General features: G+C 42.1%; 20 protein-coding genes and 1 pseudogene. 11 read left to right on the top strand and 10 right to left on the bottom strand.

The features are described 5' to 3' along the window. Nucleotides 1-45: 45 nt before the first annotated feature. Entirely contained in the window at nucleotides 46-891 is an 846-nt protein-coding gene (locus AC622_RS10265; RefSeq protein WP_049670988.1) for a manganese catalase family protein, read from the bottom strand. Between the two features lie 302 nt (nucleotides 892-1,193). Between AC622_RS10265 and AC622_RS10260 the strand changes: the two genes are divergently transcribed. Beyond that, nucleotides 1,194-1,394 carry a DUF6440 family protein gene (locus tag AC622_RS10260; RefSeq protein ID WP_049670987.1) on the top strand — a complete coding sequence of 67 codons (201 nt, stop codon included), beginning with the start codon at nucleotides 1,194-1,196 and terminating at the stop codon, nucleotides 1,392-1,394. A gap of 328 nt (nucleotides 1,395-1,722) precedes the next feature. On the opposite strand, the gene AC622_RS21530 is transcribed toward AC622_RS10260, so the two are convergent. After that, nucleotides 1,723-1,857 carry a hypothetical protein gene (locus tag AC622_RS21530; RefSeq protein WP_269431782.1) on the bottom strand — a complete coding sequence of 45 codons (135 nt, stop codon included), beginning with the start codon at nucleotides 1,855-1,857 and terminating at the stop codon, nucleotides 1,723-1,725. 418 nt (nucleotides 1,858-2,275) lie between these two features. Between AC622_RS21530 and AC622_RS10255 the strand changes: the two genes are divergently transcribed. Next, nucleotides 2,276-2,716, top strand: a complete 441-nt coding sequence (locus tag AC622_RS10255; RefSeq protein ID WP_049670986.1) for a DUF2621 domain-containing protein — start codon at nucleotides 2,276-2,278, stop codon at nucleotides 2,714-2,716. 27 nt (nucleotides 2,717-2,743) lie between these two features. Here AC622_RS10255 and AC622_RS10250 read toward each other — a convergent pair whose 3' ends face one another. Further along, complete coding sequence (locus AC622_RS10250; RefSeq protein WP_049670985.1) at nucleotides 2,744-3,631, bottom strand: hypothetical protein; 888 nt, start codon at nucleotides 3,629-3,631, stop codon at nucleotides 2,744-2,746. A 253-nt stretch (nucleotides 3,632-3,884) separates the two neighbouring features. On the opposite strand from AC622_RS10250, the gene AC622_RS10245 reads away from it, so the two are divergent. Then, a complete protein-coding gene (locus tag AC622_RS10245) occupies nucleotides 3,885-4,388 on the top strand; it encodes an NUDIX domain-containing protein (RefSeq protein WP_049670984.1) in 504 nt (167 codons plus the stop codon). A gap of 60 nt (nucleotides 4,389-4,448) precedes the next feature. Here AC622_RS10245 and AC622_RS10240 read toward each other — a convergent pair whose 3' ends face one another. The 3 genes from AC622_RS10240 to AC622_RS10230 form a co-directional block, all read right to left on the bottom strand. Next, entirely contained in the window at nucleotides 4,449-5,057 is a 609-nt protein-coding gene (locus AC622_RS10240; RefSeq protein WP_049670983.1) for a hypothetical protein, read from the bottom strand. Between the two features lie 65 nt (nucleotides 5,058-5,122). Next, entirely contained in the window at nucleotides 5,123-5,512 is a 390-nt protein-coding gene (locus AC622_RS10235; protein ID WP_049670982.1) for a hypothetical protein, read from the bottom strand. A 103-nt stretch (nucleotides 5,513-5,615) separates the two neighbouring features. Then, on the bottom strand, nucleotides 5,616-5,723 hold the full coding sequence (locus tag AC622_RS10230) for a small acid-soluble spore protein P (protein ID WP_049672896.1): 108 nt from the start codon (nucleotides 5,721-5,723) through the stop codon (nucleotides 5,616-5,618). A 166-nt stretch (nucleotides 5,724-5,889) separates the two neighbouring features. Between AC622_RS10230 and AC622_RS10225 the strand changes: the two genes are divergently transcribed. The 5 genes from AC622_RS10225 (at nucleotide 5,890) to AC622_RS10210 (ending at nucleotide 10,222) form a co-directional block, all read left to right on the top strand. Next, nucleotides 5,890-6,165: a hypothetical protein gene (locus AC622_RS10225; protein WP_049670981.1), complete on the top strand. Its 276-nt coding sequence runs from the start codon at nucleotides 5,890-5,892 to the stop codon at nucleotides 6,163-6,165. A 222-nt stretch (nucleotides 6,166-6,387) separates the two neighbouring features. Continuing rightward, the gene (acnA, locus tag AC622_RS10220) at nucleotides 6,388-9,117 is read left to right on the top strand and encodes an aconitate hydratase AcnA (RefSeq protein ID WP_049670980.1); all 2,730 of its coding nucleotides are present in this window, start codon (nucleotides 6,388-6,390) and stop codon (nucleotides 9,115-9,117) included. 111 nt (nucleotides 9,118-9,228) lie between these two features. Continuing rightward, nucleotides 9,229-9,723, top strand: coding sequence for a TlpA family protein disulfide reductase (locus AC622_RS10215; protein ID WP_049670979.1), 495 nt, complete (start codon nucleotides 9,229-9,231; stop codon nucleotides 9,721-9,723). A 150-nt stretch (nucleotides 9,724-9,873) separates the two neighbouring features. Beyond that, a complete protein-coding gene (locus AC622_RS20685) occupies nucleotides 9,874-10,005 on the top strand; it encodes an FbpB family small basic protein (RefSeq protein WP_082197262.1) in 132 nt (43 codons plus the stop codon). A 73-nt stretch (nucleotides 10,006-10,078) separates the two neighbouring features. Further along, nucleotides 10,079-10,222: an acid-soluble spore protein N gene (locus tag AC622_RS10210; protein WP_049670978.1), complete on the top strand. Its 144-nt coding sequence runs from the start codon at nucleotides 10,079-10,081 to the stop codon at nucleotides 10,220-10,222. Nucleotides 10,223-10,366: 144 nt separating this feature from the next. Here AC622_RS10210 and AC622_RS20680 read toward each other — a convergent pair. After that, a pseudogene (locus tag AC622_RS20680) lies at nucleotides 10,367-11,270 on the bottom strand (transposase). A 542-nt stretch (nucleotides 11,271-11,812) separates the two neighbouring features. On the opposite strand from AC622_RS20680, the gene AC622_RS10195 reads away from it, so the two are divergent. Continuing rightward, nucleotides 11,813-14,098: an AAA family ATPase gene (locus AC622_RS10195; RefSeq protein WP_053103746.1), complete on the top strand. Its 2,286-nt coding sequence runs from the start codon at nucleotides 11,813-11,815 to the stop codon at nucleotides 14,096-14,098. A 46-nt stretch (nucleotides 14,099-14,144) separates the two neighbouring features. Further along, nucleotides 14,145-14,564: an acyl-CoA thioesterase gene (locus tag AC622_RS10190; protein ID WP_049670976.1), complete on the top strand. Its 420-nt coding sequence runs from the start codon at nucleotides 14,145-14,147 to the stop codon at nucleotides 14,562-14,564. A 47-nt stretch (nucleotides 14,565-14,611) separates the two neighbouring features. Here AC622_RS10190 and AC622_RS10185 read toward each other — a convergent pair whose 3' ends face one another. The 3 genes from AC622_RS10185 to plsY all read right to left on the bottom strand — a co-directional run bounded on the left by AC622_RS10185 (nucleotide 14,612) and on the right by plsY (nucleotide 16,935). After that, entirely contained in the window at nucleotides 14,612-14,902 is a 291-nt protein-coding gene (locus AC622_RS10185; protein WP_049670975.1) for a HesB/YadR/YfhF family protein, read from the bottom strand. A gap of 130 nt (nucleotides 14,903-15,032) precedes the next feature. Continuing rightward, a complete protein-coding gene (locus tag AC622_RS10180; protein WP_053103745.1) occupies nucleotides 15,033-16,175 on the bottom strand; it encodes a CapA family protein in 1,143 nt (380 codons plus the stop codon). 148 nt (nucleotides 16,176-16,323) lie between these two features. Then, entirely contained in the window at nucleotides 16,324-16,935 is a 612-nt protein-coding gene (plsY, locus tag AC622_RS10175) for a glycerol-3-phosphate 1-O-acyltransferase PlsY (RefSeq protein WP_049670974.1), read from the bottom strand. Between the two features lie 234 nt (nucleotides 16,936-17,169). Between plsY and AC622_RS10170 the strand changes: the two genes are divergently transcribed. Next, on the top strand, nucleotides 17,170-17,580 hold the full coding sequence (locus AC622_RS10170) for a CoA-binding protein (protein ID WP_049670973.1): 411 nt from the start codon (nucleotides 17,170-17,172) through the stop codon (nucleotides 17,578-17,580). The last annotated feature ends 75 nt before the right edge of the window (nucleotides 17,581-17,655 follow it).

The following is a 17,655-nucleotide window of genomic DNA, read 5'->3' as shown; positions in this document are numbered from 1 at the left end:
TTGACGTAACAACCAGCTTCTGTCCTCTTTCATAGGATTCTATCTTTACATCATTGATTTATCTTTATCAGCAGGCAATGTATTATGAGTGGATAATGGAGCTGCTTTCAGCATTGGAATGGAGCCTTCGATTGGCGGAGTGGATTCATAACGTAGTTCTCCTTGTCCATCCAGTGCTTGACCATGTGCCCAAGATCCTTCACTGCTATATTCACCTTCTGAATGATTATAGAGAGAGTAAGCGAGGTCTAGTCTTTCCTTCTCACGCGGGAATGTGCTAGGAACGAGCAAGCCTTCTTTCTCCTCGAGTTCAGCGATAGCGGCAGCCCACAGGTTTTGATGGTAAGAATCACGTGCAATCAAGACGGATAATAAATCTTTGACACCTTTGTCAGTTGTCATCTCATAAATACGGCATGCTTGCAAGCGACCCTGTGATTCTGCATTAAGGTTTGCACGGAAGTCAGCAAGCAGGTTTCCGCTTGAGATGATATAGCTTCCTTGCCAAGGATTCCCGACACTGTCCGCAGGACGAGCGCCTAAACCGGATACGATTGCATGCTGAGGGTTCATCCCTGATAAGGCAGCTCCAATGACAGGCATTTTTGCTGCTGCTTCTTGATCTTCAACTGGCGCGTCGTCAAGAAGACGAGCAACTAGTGTTGCCAGCATTTCAACATGGCCGATTTCCTCAGTGGCAATATCAAGAATTAAGTCCTTGTACTTTTGATTCCCTTCTCCTCGTACACTCCATCCTTGGAATAAGTACTGCATCATAACGGACATTTCACCGAATTGTCCTCCGATGAGCTCTTGGATTTGTTTAGCTAATAACGGATCTGATTTCTCTGGTTTTGCTTCGAACTGTAATTCTTTCTTGTGTAAAAACATCGACAAATCCCTCCATAAATGGTTTGTGTTGGCGTGAATGGCCTCACAAGCATTAATACCCCTCTATGCTGGTTGGAAACATCCATTTCTGTTATTTCCTTGTTAAAGAAGGGTATTTAGATTTACATTTCATGGTATTTGGTCAATTATTACTACATTTTTTAGAAGGGGTAGAGGAAAGGGGATAAAACGAAAAGGCTGTTTTCGTATAGATTGTTGCTCAATACAAAGGATTCGATTTCAATTTTATGGTAATCTTAGAGAGATAGCTGTTTAACAAACTGAAAAAGGGAGTGTGTTATGTGGCAAATAAACGTTTTGAGGATGTTTATACTCAAGGGAAAATGGAGGTCACTAAAATAATTCGTGATAATGAGACAGGAGTCCTATATATGTTTCATTATGGCGGTCCTACTTCCGGGTTAACAGTTATGGTTGATAAAGATGGAAAACCTTTAGTTGATAAAGATTTTATACCTGAATCTAAAACTTCTGTTGAATAATACGTCGGCCACTTCCTTAGAGGGGTGGCTTTTTCACACATCTCGCCTATATATAACTGTAATTAAATGGAAAATCTAAAATGCACTTAAAACTATTTAATTCACTCGTTCTGTGGGCACTAAGCGTTTAATCAATGTATACAAAACACCCAACGAAAAAGTAAACGGGAGGATCATTTAGTCGTTTACGGATATTTGTAGCTGTATGCTGAACTTAGAGAGAAAGGGAACGGATTCGAGCCATTGGAGCGGAGAGGAAGGTAATCCAGAGAAAAAAGAGGCTTCCGGTTTATCGTGTACCGGAAGCCTCTTTGCTCTGTTAACTTTGCTATAAGCTGATTTTTTCATTCCCTAATGTCGAAATTTGTTCGTTAGGAGATTGTTTTGTAAGAGAATCCATTTTCTTTAATTCTTCCCGCAGTAATCGTCTGACTTCCCGGCGTCTGTGGACTTTTTTACCCATTATTTGTAGCCTCCTTAAAGATAGTGGATTCCAATAATACGTTGATACCGACAACCAAAGGCTTCCTTTCCGGTGAAAATCATCCTGTCTGCATATGGTTAGAAAAATCTATCTTATTTATATCAAAGACAGACCGGATTGACAAAAGGGAGAATGGGCAAGTTTTAGCCGTTTTCTTAGATTAATCATGAAAAATCTTGTCTTTCATCTTATTTACTGACTATTCCGACAAATTTTACGAAATTTTCACCAAGCTCGCGATCATGCTCTGTTATCAGTCTATGCAGGAGGACTTTGTCTATATGATTCTTTTTCTTTTCATATTTCTATCTGCTATTATTTGGTGAATTTAGTTGAAGCTTGGCAATCCTTTGCTATAATAATGGTATCCTATTCAATTTTCTAGAGGTGAATGAACGTGCTTGAGGGATGGTTTCTATGGTTCATCCTGTTTTGGATTGTCTTTATGGTTGTCTTTATGGGCATTGGCGGGTTCTTCATGTTCAGAAAATTCCTGAAGAAGCTTCCCAAGGAAGATGGAAAATCAGACATGGATTGGGAAATTCATTATGTAGAACAAACAAAGCATTTGTGGGGAAGTGACCAAAAAGCGTTTCTTGAGGAGCTTGTTAGTCCTGTACCTGAGCTGTTTCGGGATGTAGCAAGACATAAGATTGCTGGGAAGATTGGGGAAATCGCCTTACAAGAGGGAGCGACTGCCATCACGATGGATATCCTCATTAAAGGGTACATATTAGCCACACCAAAACGGGATCATAAGTTTTTGAAGAAGAAGCTGGCGGAGGAAAAGATTGATATACGCCCATATGAGCAATATTTTCTTATGTCCAATCAGTAAGAGGCAGAACATGAATGTTCTGCCTCTTTATTCATGCATGGACTGAATTAACTGGTTTTCAAGATCGTCATAATTCAGGCCGGTTGAGCGATGAATCGCTTGTTCAAATGAATCGGCCTGGTCTGCTTCTTTAAGAATGGCCAGGATGATTTCATCGCCAAATTCATCAATGATATACGCGATCGCCTCCTGGCTCTGCCGGTAGATATCAATGACCCCAGCTGTTCGTAAATGCTTCCATTGCTCTGATTTCTCGAGGTTATCGAAAGGGATGATGGAACCAGCTGTTTCAGCCGTGTTAAAGGGACTGGAATGAATAAAACTAAGATATTCTGCATAACCTTCTAGGAACCATTCTGGAATGGGATTATTTACGTCCATTGCCTGTATTTTTTGAAGAAGGGCATAATGACTATATTCATGCTTGACCATATAGCGTATTGTCTCTTTACGGTAGTCATCGTTGTCGGTATAGACAGGAAGGATGCCGATAATCTTGTCAAAATCGGAATAATAGCCATTCGTATAGCTAATTTGGGCGTATTGAAGGAATTGCTCCTCATTTTGAAAGAGAATCAAATCAACCGGAGGGGCAGGGTATTGGCCAATCAAACGATTATTATCCATACGTGCTTCTTTAAGAGCAGAAATCGTGTGAGAGAGAAGCGTCTTTTGGTCGGAACCATAATAGATGCGGATATGGTGATAGGCTGATTTCTCTAATTGGTTTTTTAAGACGATTTCCTCTTCAGAATCGTAATTCCTTGTGGTCAATATTTTCAGGGCATCTATATATCCGAGCTCCAACTCGTTTCTTGACTCGAGCATATCATGGATTTTCACCGTGAAAACGACTAGGACGATAAAGCAAAGGATGAAAATAGACCCGATGATTCTCCAAATAATATGGTTCATTAGCCACCTCCAAGTAGAGAATGATGATAAAGTGTATATTTCACCTGAAAAGGGACGGTTTTAGGTGAAAAGGATGAAAAAGGTGCTTTGACTATTAAATGGAATAAATATGCCTATTATAGCATAGTAAATGCAGCATTATGAGGAATAATCATAAATATGGATGAGATTATCTATATCATTTATAGAAAAAACAAGGTAAAATTAGATAGAAACTTTCTATAAGAATTATATAAAAGGGGTCACAAACAATATGGAACTTATCAAGGAGATCTATGATGATGGTTTCGAGCAAAATGCGGACCAAGCTTACCGTATTAGAAAAGCAGCTAGAGCAGTAGTCATTAATGACCGTGATGAGATAGCACTTTTATTTGTTTCGAATGGAAATTATCATAAATTGCCGGGCGGCGGTATTGAAAACAACGAGACCATTTATGATGCCCTAAAAAGGGAAGTAGAAGAAGAAGTCGGTGCCATGATTGAGGATATTGAGGAACTCGGGATGACCATGGAATACCGCGGAGAAATCGGACAGCTCCAAATCTCCTACGGATACAAAGCAAAAGCAACAGGAGAGTTAAAGGAACCGATTTATACAGAAGAGGAAATTAATGACGGTTTTGTGCTGAGATGGGTTCCAATGCATATTGCCATTGAAATCCTTAAACAAGACCAGCCTGCCAATTACATTGGGAAGTTCATCCAAAACAGGGATTTAGAGTTTTTGGTAAGAGCAGATGAACTATTCTTCTAGGAACATAAACAATAAGGAAACCGAACCATTAAAGAAGTTCGGTTTTTGCTTATTTTATCGTTAAAAGTGGTGATATAGGTCATCCTTTGTATAGTTTTCCCGCACACCTCTTTTGGTGGTTAAATAATCAATGATCCTCTGCGGCTCTAATTGAAGGGCCAATAACCCTCTATATAGATTCCGGAGGTACGGGATGGACGGGGAAGTAATCTCTTGTTTCTTCATTTCACCATTCGCTGTAAAGGTGAAGATTGGATACCCATCCCTTTCCCCAAGATAAAGAATATTTCCATACCATGAATCATTAAAGGAGTAGGTATGAACCTCCTTGGCCAGGTTAAGGTCAATCATCATGTCATGATGTCCGTTTTCTTGCTGGACGATTTCTTGAAACTGCTCAGATGTAATTAAATACATCTTGCCATATGTTCTGGCAGATGGGTTTCTTACCGTATCTATAAAGGCTACTCCGCCCTTCCATCGTTTTGAACATTTGGAGAAGTACAGCTCATACGGAATTGTAATCGTCTCTGACTTCAAGGGCAGAGCAGGATTGGTGCATCCTTTTTCCGTAAATGTAGAACCCTCAGGCTTTCCCCCGCTAATATAACAATGAAATCGGTCCTCAAACAAATTCGAACCATAACTCGCATACCATACATAATCCAATCGTTACACACTCCTATGAAAGATTAGTTGGTATTTAGTTACCACTTTTTCTAACATTTCACACATTAATGCTTGTTGTTTTCATAAAAGGGCAGCCAGATCGAAAAAGGTCCTTTTTGGAGCGGGTTCGTTTGACTGTTTATATATACCTGAACGAGATCTGCCTCCACCTCCACATGGATAGAGAGGTTCTCTAAACAAAACGGGAAAAGAATTTTCCGTTCCTTTCTTCCGGAAGGCTGTTCCAGCACAATAACGCAAAGGTCTTCCTGAATGTGAATGAGGATACCGTTCTTTGGCGTTTGTTTTCTTTCTGCCTCGATTAAATAGCCTTCATCCACCTCAAATAAATCCACTCGAAATTCTGTCTCATCTAAATAGGTCGTGAATGGATCTAAATAAAACAATCCCAAAATAGCTTTTTCTTCTTCATGCCCCCAGTCTGAAGAACACATGAAATAACCCCCATTTACACGGTGTTATTTCCAATCTATTCAAGCTGCTTTCAAACGGTGATAGAGAAAAAAGCCGGAGCAGGGGAACTGCCGGCTTTAAAGGCTACATATCATGATGGGAATGATTTTTCTGGCGACTGTGATTGCGGTTCTTCACCTTATGTGACCCGCTCATTGGTTTTGGCTGGCCTGATTGCTTATCCGGTTCGATGGCATGCTTGCGTTTATTCGTCAATTCTCATCCCTCCTTTTCGTTTTAGTATGAGTTCGAATGGGAAAAACGATTCGACTGGCACATTTCCAAATCCTTCACGAGAATAAGGTGCCTTTAAATAGTGCACCATAAATGTCGAGATAAAGGATTGGAGGATATAAAAATGCCTTATCATAAGAACAAGATGGCTGCCTTCGAAGCTGCCCAAAACGGGATGAGAAAGGTGACCGATGTATACGTGAATCTGCAGGCAATGAAGCATGATCCCGAGTTTGGCAGGGAAGTAAAACGTTTCTGGGAAGAAATCAATGAAGCCTATCAGCAGGTCGAGAATGCAGATGAGGTAGCAAGCGAGCATCAGCGTGAGCAGCTCGTAGAATTTCGTGATACGCTCAAGCAATATGTTTCAGAGCTGAATGCCTATAATGAATTGCGCTGACAAAGCCGGCTGGGAGGTTTTCCTGCCGGCCTTTATTTTAATTTTCTGAAAAAATTATACTGCGATAAGTATAACTTATAACCCTCTATAAATTACTTATATTTTACTTTATGAAAAGGTTATATTACTATTAAATTGTTAGAATATTTGGATTGGAAAAAGTTCATAACCTTTTCTGAGTATGTATTCTTATTATCTTTTACCTAGAGGGGGTAATTTGATTTGGGGAAAAATGATGTGTTTAACTCACGAAAGCATTTTGAAGTAAACGGTAAACGCTATCATTACTACAATCTGAAAGCTTTGGAAGAAGCTGGAGCAGGGGAAGTAACGAAGCTGCCATACTCAATCAAAGTGCTGCTTGAAAGTGTTCTGCGGCAGCTAGATGGAAGAGTCATCACTAAAGAGCATGTGGAAAACTTAGCGAAATGGGGAACAGATCAGCAATCAATCGATGTTGATGTTCCATTCAAACCATCCCGCGTAATCCTACAAGACTTTACAGGTGTTCCTGCGGTTGTTGACTTGGCTTCCTTGCGTAAAGCAATGGCTGATATCGGCGGCAACCCAGATAAGATTAACCCGGAAATTCCGGTTGACCTTGTTATTGATCACTCTGTACAAGTTGATAAATATGGTACAGCTGATTCCCTGCAAGTGAATATGGACCTTGAATTTGAACGAAACGCTGAGCGTTATCAATTCCTAAGCTGGGCTCAAAAGGCATTTGATAATTATCGTGCCGTTCCGCCTGATACGGGAATCGTTCACCAAGTCAACTTAGAATATTTAGCGAATGTGGTACATGCGATTGAAATGCCTGACGGCGATTTCATGGCATTCCCAGATACGCTGGTTGGTACTGACTCTCACACAACCATGATCAACGGACTTGGCGTCCTTGGTTGGGGTGTAGGAGGAATCGAAGCAGAAGCAGGCATGCTTGGCCAGCCTTCTTATTTCCCAGTACCTGAAGTAATCGGTGTCCGCTTTGTTAATTCCTTGCCAAATGGGGCGATGGCGACTGACCTGGCGCTCAAAGTAACAGAAGTTCTTCGTAAGAGCGGTGTTGTTAACAAATTTGTGGAATTCTTCGGTCCAGGAATGAGCGATCTATCCCTTTCAGACCGTGCGACGATTGCCAATATGGCACCTGAGTATGGCGCTACATGCGGATTCTTCCCGATCGATGATGAAGCATTGAAATACATGCGCTTAACTGGCCGTACAGAAGAGCATATTGCGCTAGTTGAGAAATATTGCAAAGAAAATGATTTATTCTATACAAAAGATACACCTGAACCAACCTACACAAAAGTGATTGAAATCGACCTTTCTGAGATTGAAGCCAATCTTTCCGGACCGAAACGTCCGCAGGATTTGATTCCTCTATCTCATATGCAAAAAGCCTATCGTGAAGCGTTGACTGCACCAGTCGGCAATGCAGGATTTGGCTTAAGCCAAGAGGAAATCGATAAGAAAATCACGGTTGAATTCAAGGACGGCCGTCAAGCGCCGATGAAAACTGGTGATATCGCCATTGCTGCGATTACAAGCTGTACAAATACATCTAACCCATACGTCATGCTTGGGGCAGGTCTTGTTGCGAAGAAAGCAGTTGAGCTCGGCCTTCAGGTACCTCACCATGTGAAAACATCCTTGGCACCAGGCTCCAAGGTCGTAACAGGCTACTTGCGTGATGCCGGCCTGCAAACGTATATGGATGAGCTCGGCTTCAACCTTGTCGGCTATGGCTGTGCTACTTGTATCGGTAACTCCGGTCCATTGATGGAAGAGATTGAAGCAGCTGTCGGCGAAGCTGACTTGCTTGTGACTTCTGTTCTATCTGGTAACCGTAACTTTGAAGGACGTATCCACCCGCTTGTGAAGGCAAACTACCTTGCATCTCCACCGCTTGTAGTGGCTTACGCGCTTGCCGGTACAGTGGATATCGACCTTGAAAACGACCCAATCGGCGTCGGCAAAGACGGCAAAGAAGTGTTCTTCAAGGACATTTGGCCAACTAGTGAAGAGGTTAATGAACTTGTCCAAGAAACCGTTACATCTGACTTGTTCCGCAAAGAGTATGAGCGCGTATTCGATGACAACCTTCGCTGGAATGAGATTCAAACAAGCAATGAACCGTTATATAGCTGGGACTTTGATTCTACTTATATTCAAAACCCGCCTTACTTCGAGAACTTGGATCCAAATCCATCCGAAGTTAAGCCATTATCAGGCTTGCGCGTAGTTGGTTTGTTCGGTGACTCTGTCACAACTGACCATATTTCCCCGGCTGGTTCAATTGGCAAAGATACACCAGCAGGTAAATACTTGCGTGAAAATGGCGTTGGAATCCGTGACTTTAACTCTTATGGTTCCCGCCGTGGTAACCATGAGGTCATGATGCGCGGAACTTTCGCTAACATCCGGATCCGTAACCAAATCGCTCCTGGAACAGAGGGCGGATATACGACTTACTGGCCAACAGGCGAAGTCATGTCCATCTATGATGCATGTATGGAATACAAGAAGGATGACACAGGTCTTGTCGTTCTTGCCGGTAAAGACTATGGTATGGGAAGCTCCCGTGACTGGGCTGCGAAAGGGACAAACCTTCTCGGTATCAAAACCGTTATCGCAGAAAGCTTTGAGCGTATTCACCGCTCCAACCTTGCACTTATGGGCGTCCTGCCGCTTCAATTCAAAGAAGGCGAAAACGCGAAGGTGCTTGGTCTTACAGGTAAAGAACGAATCTTCGTTCCAATCGATGAAAATATCAAACCACGTCAGTTGATCACCGTAACAGCTGTAGCTGAGGATGGTACAGAGAAGAAATTTGAAGCACTTGTGCGTTTCGACTCTGAAATTGAAATCGATTATTACCGTCATGGAGGAATCCTGCCAATGGTTCTCCGTGAGAAACTAGAAGAAACAACATCTGCACAATAATAGCGCAGAATAAAGGGCTGGCCGTCTGGTCAGTCCTTTTTCTCTTTCTTGATAGTGGAATCATTGGTACAATTTGAGATAAGAGATGCATGGAAGCAGGAGGACGGGAATGTGAAGAAGACAATAGGCATACTTTTGCTGTTTGGACTGATTGGCGGGGCCTTTTATCAAATCATGAATCAAGAGGAAAAGCCTGTCGGGGCGAAGGTGGGAGCAAGCGCAGCTGATTTCACCCTACAGGACACGGAAGGGAATAAGGTCACATTATCAGATTATAAAGGAAAGAAGGTCATCTTAAATTTCTGGGCAACCTGGTGCAATCCATGCAAGAAAGAGATGCCTGAGATGGAGAAAATCAATCAGAAATATGAAGATGTCGTTATCCTGGCCATTAATTTGGATACAGAAAATGATATCAAAGGATTCATGAATGAATATGAGTTAACCTTCCAAGCCTTATTAGATACGGAGGAAAAGGTGAATGACCAATATGAGGTAGTTTCCATCCCGACTTCTTTCTTTATTGATGAAGAGGGAATTATCCGCAAAAAGATTGTAGGGATTCTCGATTATGAGAAGATGGAAGACAATTTAGAGGCTTTATAAAGGGACATGTAAGCTTTTAACCAAGGTTGAACCATTATCTTTCTAACCTGATTGTTCATACTCCGTATTATTTTCAAAAAAGTGCTATAAATTCAAGAGAGAGTGGGCATGCTAGAGGAGGACAATATTTATAGCGGATGGTGAATGAAGATGAACAAAAGGAAAAGAATGTCTCTGGCTGATTTGATTTTGGAGAACAAGCGTCAGCTATTAAATGATAAACAAGCGATGGAAAAACTTGAGGACCGCATAGACCGCCGTCATATCGAGAAGGCAGAATAGCGTTGGCAGGAATTGCCCTCATAATAAAGCTATCTGATAAGCATCCTAACAAGTATAAGGGAGGATGATAGTAATGGGCAATCCAAAACGAAACTCAAAGCCTTTCCAGCCGAATCATATCGGCACTCAGCCAAGAGCGGCTGGCGGAAATAAAGGCAAGCAAATGCAAGACACATCAGGAAAACACCCTGATGTCATACAAACAAAAGGTGAGTAACTCACCAGAAACAAAAAAGAGCCGAATGATGTTCATTCGGCTCTCAGACTGTCGACAAAATGGACTGAGAATTCTTTTATTCTCAGTCCATTTTGTGATTTTTTTGCCATTTCCTCCCAAGACAGACCTCTCCTGCTCTTTTTTTTAGGCCATTTTTGGCGTTTTCCAGAGCCAATTGGCCATCTTCTTCAGGTTCATGGCAGCGAATTTTGCATCGCCTGCATGGACAATTTTTCAATTCCCCTAAGGGTTGTCCACCGCATTCCATGCTTTTCCTTTGCATCGGCAAAGACTCGTTCGATTGTCTCTTTGCGCCTTGCATAGATGATTTTATTCTCTTCTGTATGACGAAGGTGGTCAGCTTCCTTCATGTGTTCCTCCCATACATGGCGTTGAATCACCTTCAGCTGATTTTTGCTTTGAGTGCAACGGGATAGAAATGGACAGTCCTTACAGTGCAGGGGATTGGATACATACTGACGATAACCTTCTTTTGTGGTCGTACTCTCTTTGATTTCTTTCCTCTCTTCTTTTTCGAATTTAAATGGAGGAAACGGCTTCTTTCCATGTTCTTCGCGGTCACGATTGATTTCTAGATTCAATCGTTCCTGATAGTCTTTCGTTTCTTTGCGAACAACCTTTTTCTCAAACTTATGTTTGTTGCGCTTGCCTTCACATGGGTTGAATCAATAAATACATGTTCTGGTTTGATGAGTTTTTTATTCGCTGCCTGATTCAGAATTTCACAGAAAATCTGTTCAAAATCCCAGAAACCAACGATACGCCAGGTTGGTTTCAATCTCTTCAATCGTTTTACGCACGGAACGAATACCGAACATGTACTGGATAAAGGTCATTTTAATGAGAACAACAGGATCAATACTGGGGCGACCTCGTTCAGCCGAATAAGCATCCTCGACTAATGAGTAAATAAGGAGAAATCAATGGTGGCTTCGACTTTCCGAACCAAATGGTTCTTAGGTACGAGTTGATCTAATGTAATCATTTCTAATTGTTCGCGGTTTTTAGGGGTATATTTGGTTAACATGTCATCACCTTCGATAAGAATCGTTAACTCTATTATACCAAAATGAGGAAACATCTGTTTTGTATGTGCTAATTATTATGAAGCGCAGACATCTATTTTTGGCAGAATGGGCGAGACTCCTGTGGGAGAAGGAGGCAGGCTGATGACAGCTCTTGCCGAAGGCGAGCTGGCGAAAGCAGCTCCACCACGGTTCGCTGAGTCCATTCTGCCGAAAATAGCTTTCACGTCCATATGGGATGCAAGAGTATAAAAAAACTGTAGACCAAAACCTTAATGGATTTAGTCTACAGTCTGAGAGCCGAATGATATTCATTCGGCTCTTTTTATGATGAATTTAATCGCCATAAAAGAGTCCATACTTAACTCTCTAAACTTCTTTTTAGATTAGCGGGATATTCAACGTACAGATTGTTTCATTCTTCTTGAGGAGTGATTCATAAGATATGACAGCGGTTATTCTAGGTACAAGCCAAATTCAGTCTAAATCATTCTTGTATATGGTAGGATGGTGGTATTGACTAGAATAAAGGATGAAGGAATAAATGAACCAATCTAATAGCTATCTCCCAGAGCTAATAAGTGAATGGGAGTCATTGTATAAAACAAAAGGAGAGCTTCCCTCACAGGAAGCTTTATTGAATACTCTCTCAGAGGCAGCAAATATGGGGGAGGGCAAGGAAAAATGGAAAGGCATCCTTCTCTATTTCCTTGCCTTGAATCGTGCCAATAAGAAGGAGGAAGACTCCTTCTACTATTTATTACTAGAACAGGCGGCCGTTTTATGGCCAGAAATGACTGATATACACACAAGACTCGAGAAGAAAAGCTTGAATCAGCTCAAAGGACTTCTTGACGGCTTAACCATGCCTGTTTTGCGCGAAACAGATAACCGGACGGCTAAGCGCAATGTCGTGATGGAAATCCTAGAAAAGGCTGAGCGGTATGGGCAAAGAGTTCATGAAGCCATTAAGGGCTTGCCGAAGGAAGAAAATTCCCCTTCGGTTCAGGAGGTCCGGACCGCTCTTGTGGCAGTCGATGAGCACTTGCAGCTTGTGAAGAAACAGGCTCAAGCCTATCAGGATACCTTGAGCGGAAATTTCCATACCATCACGGTTTATGAGGAATTAAAGCGATCCATCCTCCAGCTCAATGAAAGCAGGGACAGCTTTGATGCCATTCTGAGCAAACTGCAGCCATTTCAGGAACGGGAGCTCTCACCACTTGATCAATTAGAGCGAATGGTTGGGCTTAAGGATATTAAGACACGCATTAGTCAGCTGTATGATTTCCTGACCTATCAGAAATCTAGACTTGAAATGGGCTTTACGAAAAGCAGTGATCTTAGCTTGAACATGGTTTTGACCGGAAATCCTGGCACGGGGAAAACAACACTCGCAAGATTATTAGGAAAGATTTATTATGAGCTCGGCATCCTGCCGAAGGAAACCATTATAGAAGCGGATCGGTCCAAGCTCGTTGGTGCCTATGTCGGTCAGACGGAGGAAAATGTCCGCAACCTCGTTGAAGAGGCCATTGGCGGTGTGTTATTTATTGATGAGGCTTATAGTCTAAAACGGGATGGTCAGCAAGGCAGTGATTATGGCCAAACAGTCATTGATACCTTGGTTTCGTTAATGGACAGTGCTGATTATGCAGGGAAATTCGCTGTCATTTTGGCCGGATATCCGGATGAAATGAGACAGTTTCTAGACAGCAATCCTGGACTCAGAAGCCGATTTCCACAGTTCAATTTCATGGAGCTTCCCGATTATTCCATGGAAGAAATGAAGGAAATTGCCTGCCGCTTCGCTGAAGATAACGGCTATTTCATTACGCCGGAAGCTTTTCCTGCTCTGGAGAAGAAGATCGAGCATGAGATGGTCGATCAATCCTTCGGTAATGCCCGAAGCGTTAAGTCAATTGTCACGGATGCTATTTTCCAAAAGGGCTCAAGGCAAATAGCCGATACTGGGCGTTCCTTCATCGATTATCTCCTTTTACAGGCAGAGGATTTTCATGAATCAGATACAAAGGAAGAGTCTAACCCGCCCATTGAAGAGCTGATGAATCTTGTAGGACTTGAATCCATTAAGGATGAAATCAAGAAATTATCAGCCTTTGTCCGCGTGCAGCAAGCTAGAAGGAATGAAGGGAAAAAGGTTGTGCCCATCCAGCTGCATGCAGTTTTTACCGGAAATCCTGGGACTGGGAAGACAACCATCGCCAAGCTGTATTCTGAGATTCTGCGTGACTGCGGGCTGCTGAAGCGGGGACATCTTGTCGTGGCAAGCCGTGCGGATTTTGTCGCGGGATATGTCGGCCAGACGGCTATCAAAACAAAACGGAAGGTCCAGGATGCACTTGGCGGTGTTTTATTCATTGATGAGGCGTACTCCTTATTAAGTCAATCCAACAGTGATTTTGGAGCAGAGGTTGTCAATACATTGGTGGATGAAATGACAAAGCATAATGAAAACCTGGTCATTATTTTGGCCGGATATCCGAAGGAAATGGATGAATTGCTTCAAAGCAATCCTGGCTTCTCTTCACGGTTTAAGAAGTTCATGCATTTCCCTGATTATTCGGTTATGGAGCTCCTGCAAATTATGAAGAACTATCTTGATTCCTACCAATACAGCCTTGATGAAGAGGCAGAGGAGTATTTGAAGGGGCGGTTAGAGGAGATGGAGATTGACGGGAATGGCCGCTTTGCCATCAATCTTGCTGATAATGCCATCCAATACCAGGCCCAGAGGTTGATGAATGCCGGCGAGAATGCAAATGCTTCAAACTTAATAAAAGATGATTTCAAACTTGTGTTAGAATGAATAAGGAATAGGAATTAGGCGCAGCAGGTAAGGAGTGTTTAGCGGAATGTTTATCTCAAAGGAAGAAATTCAACTGTTTTATGCAGACACGGACATGATGGGTGTGATGTATCACGCCAACTATTTAAAATGGTTTGAGCTGGGTAGGGCGGCCCTTATCCGTGATTTAGGATTTTCCTATACCGATATGGAGGATGCGGGCTATTATGCGCCTGTTTACGACATACAGGCTACCTATAAAACACCTCTCCGATATGGCGACCAGGCATATGTGTATACATGGGTAGAGGAAAACACGGGTTTGAAGACTGTCTATGCGTATGAAATTAAAAATCAGCATGATGAGGTATGTGCTGTTGGAGCAACCACACATATTGTCGTGAAGAAGGAAAATTTCCGTCCGGTTCAATTCAAAAAAGCATTCCCGGAATGGTTTGCTAAATACGAAGAAATTAAAAAGAAATAGCCCAATAGAAAGGAGAAGGGATGTCCCTTCTCCTTTCTTTATTATGGTTATTTATGATAATAGAATGCAGGCTCGGCCTTCTTCTCATCGAATTGAACTTCAAGATCATGTCCGTCAAAATACCACAAATCGTCTTCCTCAACAAAGAACGATAATCCGCCCTTTTCGGTTAAAGCCTTTGCTTCCTTGGCAGGTTCAGGAGAGATGCCGAGGGAAAAACCTGATTGTATGGGGCTGTATCCACCATAACGCGGGAAGAACCGAATGCTATCGCCATCACCTAAATCTAATTCTTCCCGGTACCAAGCCACTGATTGTTCATCTATTATTATTTTCATCGCTATTCCTCCTATTTCCATACCGTAAACATGTTGTATCTTTCATTATCGCATAAACATAGGAAAATATCATTTGATTCCGCTTGGATTACATATCGGGAAAGAAAAATAATGGTGGAAGATTTCCACCTCATTTGTCAGCTGATTCAAGCATGAACTCGGTTAACTCATCCAAATCTGTCTTTGGTGAACCGAAAACGGTTGAATCCTCAAATGGCTTGACCTGATAGTTTTGCTCGTTTGAGCTAGTGACATAGGTCGGTGTGAAGCTTGGGTTAAGTACGGTTGTCTCTGTTCCTGCATCGCTCTTTGTCTGTTCGATTTCTATGGTAACCATGCCGCCGATATCCTTATAATCCCTCACCTGCCCAGATAGGAAATTTCCAAGTGAATAGACAACAAGCGTTTCTCCATCATCATGCTCGAGCCACTCAATCGGCTGAAGGACATGGGGGTGATGACCAATGATGATATCCGCTCCATTATCTGCCATCAGCTGGGCGAGGCGCCGCTGTTCGTCTGATGGATTGCGCTCATATTCATTGCCCCAATGTGCATTAATAAGGACGATATCCGCTTTCCCTCTAATGCTCTTTAGGTCAGAAATGATTTTCTGATCCTCAAGGTAATTGACTAAATAATCCTTGCCGTCTGGAATCGGAATGCCGTTTGTTCCATATGTGTAGGATAAGAAGCCAACTTTCATTCCCTCAATCGTTAAGATGCGTTCTTGTTTGGCATCCTCTTGATTCTTATACATGCCGACATAGGGCATCCCGATTTTTTCATAATAGGATAAGGAGCTTAGGATGCCTTTTTCTCCTTTGTCCAAGGAATGGTTATTGGCAAGGGTCACTAAGTCTATGCCTGAATCTTGCAGGGTATCAGAGATCTCATAAGGTGAATTGAAAGCTGGGTAACCGGATAGGCCCAGCTTGCTTCCTCCAGCAATGGATTCCTGATTGGCAATCGTAAAATCAGGCTCCCCAAGCATTTCCTTCACCGGAGCAAACATACGCTCAAAATCATAACCGTCCTTTGTTTTAGCATCCTCATAGACCGGTGTATGAATTAAGATATCACCAATAGCACCAATTGTAATCGTCTTTGTGTACGTTTTGCTGTCTAAAGCTAGAGGTCTCGCGCTTATTGACACACTTTCTTTTGGCTCGGTCGTAGCTGTTTCTATCCCTTGCCAATAGAGTAATCCTGCACCAAGGCTCCCAGTTAATAATAGAATGATTATGACTTGAATAAACGATGGTTTTTTCATGATAACCGCCCTATTCTTATGAATTTTCACTCAATATTATGGTGACATTATCCCGGGATAAATGCAACGGAAAATTTCCTTTTTTACCCTTGTTAAAAATAGGCAAAAATAAAAAACTGCTGATCCCTGTAAGGGAGTCAGCAGCAGCTTATTTCTTGAATATATTGACTTTAGGCTCTGTCTTATTGATAATCCGCTTAATATTTGCCCGATGGCGGTAAAAAATGAAAGCAGCTAAGCAGAAGATCAATAGTTGAAGAGATAAATCATTCGTAAACATAACATAAATAACAGCAACAATGGCAATAATCATCGAAGATAAAGAAACAATGCGCGTCAAATAGAGGGAAAGCAAGAAACAAACTAACAAAATTACGAATAAAGCAGGTTCATACCCTAGTATAATTCCTCCGGAGGTTGCAACGGCTTTTCCGCCTCTGAATCCCGCGAATACAGGATACATATGTCCAACTACAGCCAGTAGTCCGCATACAAGCGGCAAGGCAATCCAATCAGGCCAATTGGGTGTTTGCACCGTGAATATGTATGGAAGAAACGTTGCAGCTGTTCCTTTCAGAATATCCAGTAAGGTCACCACAAATCCTGCTTTTTTGCCCAGTGTCCTGAAAGTATTGGTTCCGCCAAGATTGCCGCTGCCATGTTCACGGATATCAGTGTTGTAAAACACCTTTCCGATAATGAGACCCGAAGGTATGGAACCTAGCAGATAGGCCAATAAAAGCATCAAGTATAACATCATCCAAACCCTTTCTAACCCATAGTGTCACTATATTTTAACACGATTGTCAAAAGGGGCATAGAAATTTAACAAATTAGCACATATATCCATTTCCGGCATGTTCGACTGTTCATTCTGTTGATTTTGATTCGTATATATCAAAAATGTTATGTGGAAGAGTCTATATTAAAGTGCCATCCGGGTATATAATAAGAATGAGTGTATGGAAGGTAAGAGAAGGTGGGAGGAAGAAAGATGATACAGAATCCTAGCAGGGACGAGATCGGAAACATCTTAAAAAACGCAAAGAAAATTGCGGTTGTAGGGCTTTCTGAGAACCCAGAGCGAACTTCTTATATGGTATCGAAAGCGATGCAGGACAGCGGCTATGAGATCATTCCTGTTAATCCGGCTGTCAAGGAAGTGTTAGGTGTCAAAGCGATTGGCTCCTTGAAGGAACTTGATGAGCATGTGGATATTGTGAATGTGTTTAGAAGGCCGGAATTTGTCATGGATTTAGCAAAGGATTTCCTGGATATTGATGCGGATGTATTCTGGACTCAGCTTGGTGTAGTGGATGAAGAAGCTTTTCAGCTGCTGCAAGAGAAGGGCCGGAAGGTAATCATGGACAGATGCATTAAAGTCGAACATGCTTTGACGAAATAAGTCGTTTTAGACTGGCCGCCTGGAAGCAAAGGCGGCTTTTGCGTGCCTGCAGAAAATCCTTTTGAAATGCAAAAT

The organism is Bacillus sp. FJAT-27916 (assembly GCF_001183965.1).
Lineage (GTDB): Bacteria > Bacillota > Bacilli > Bacillales > Pradoshiaceae > Pradoshia.
The sequence above is the reverse complement of the archived record's forward strand: the minus strand, read 5'-3'. Positions and strand labels throughout refer to the sequence as shown.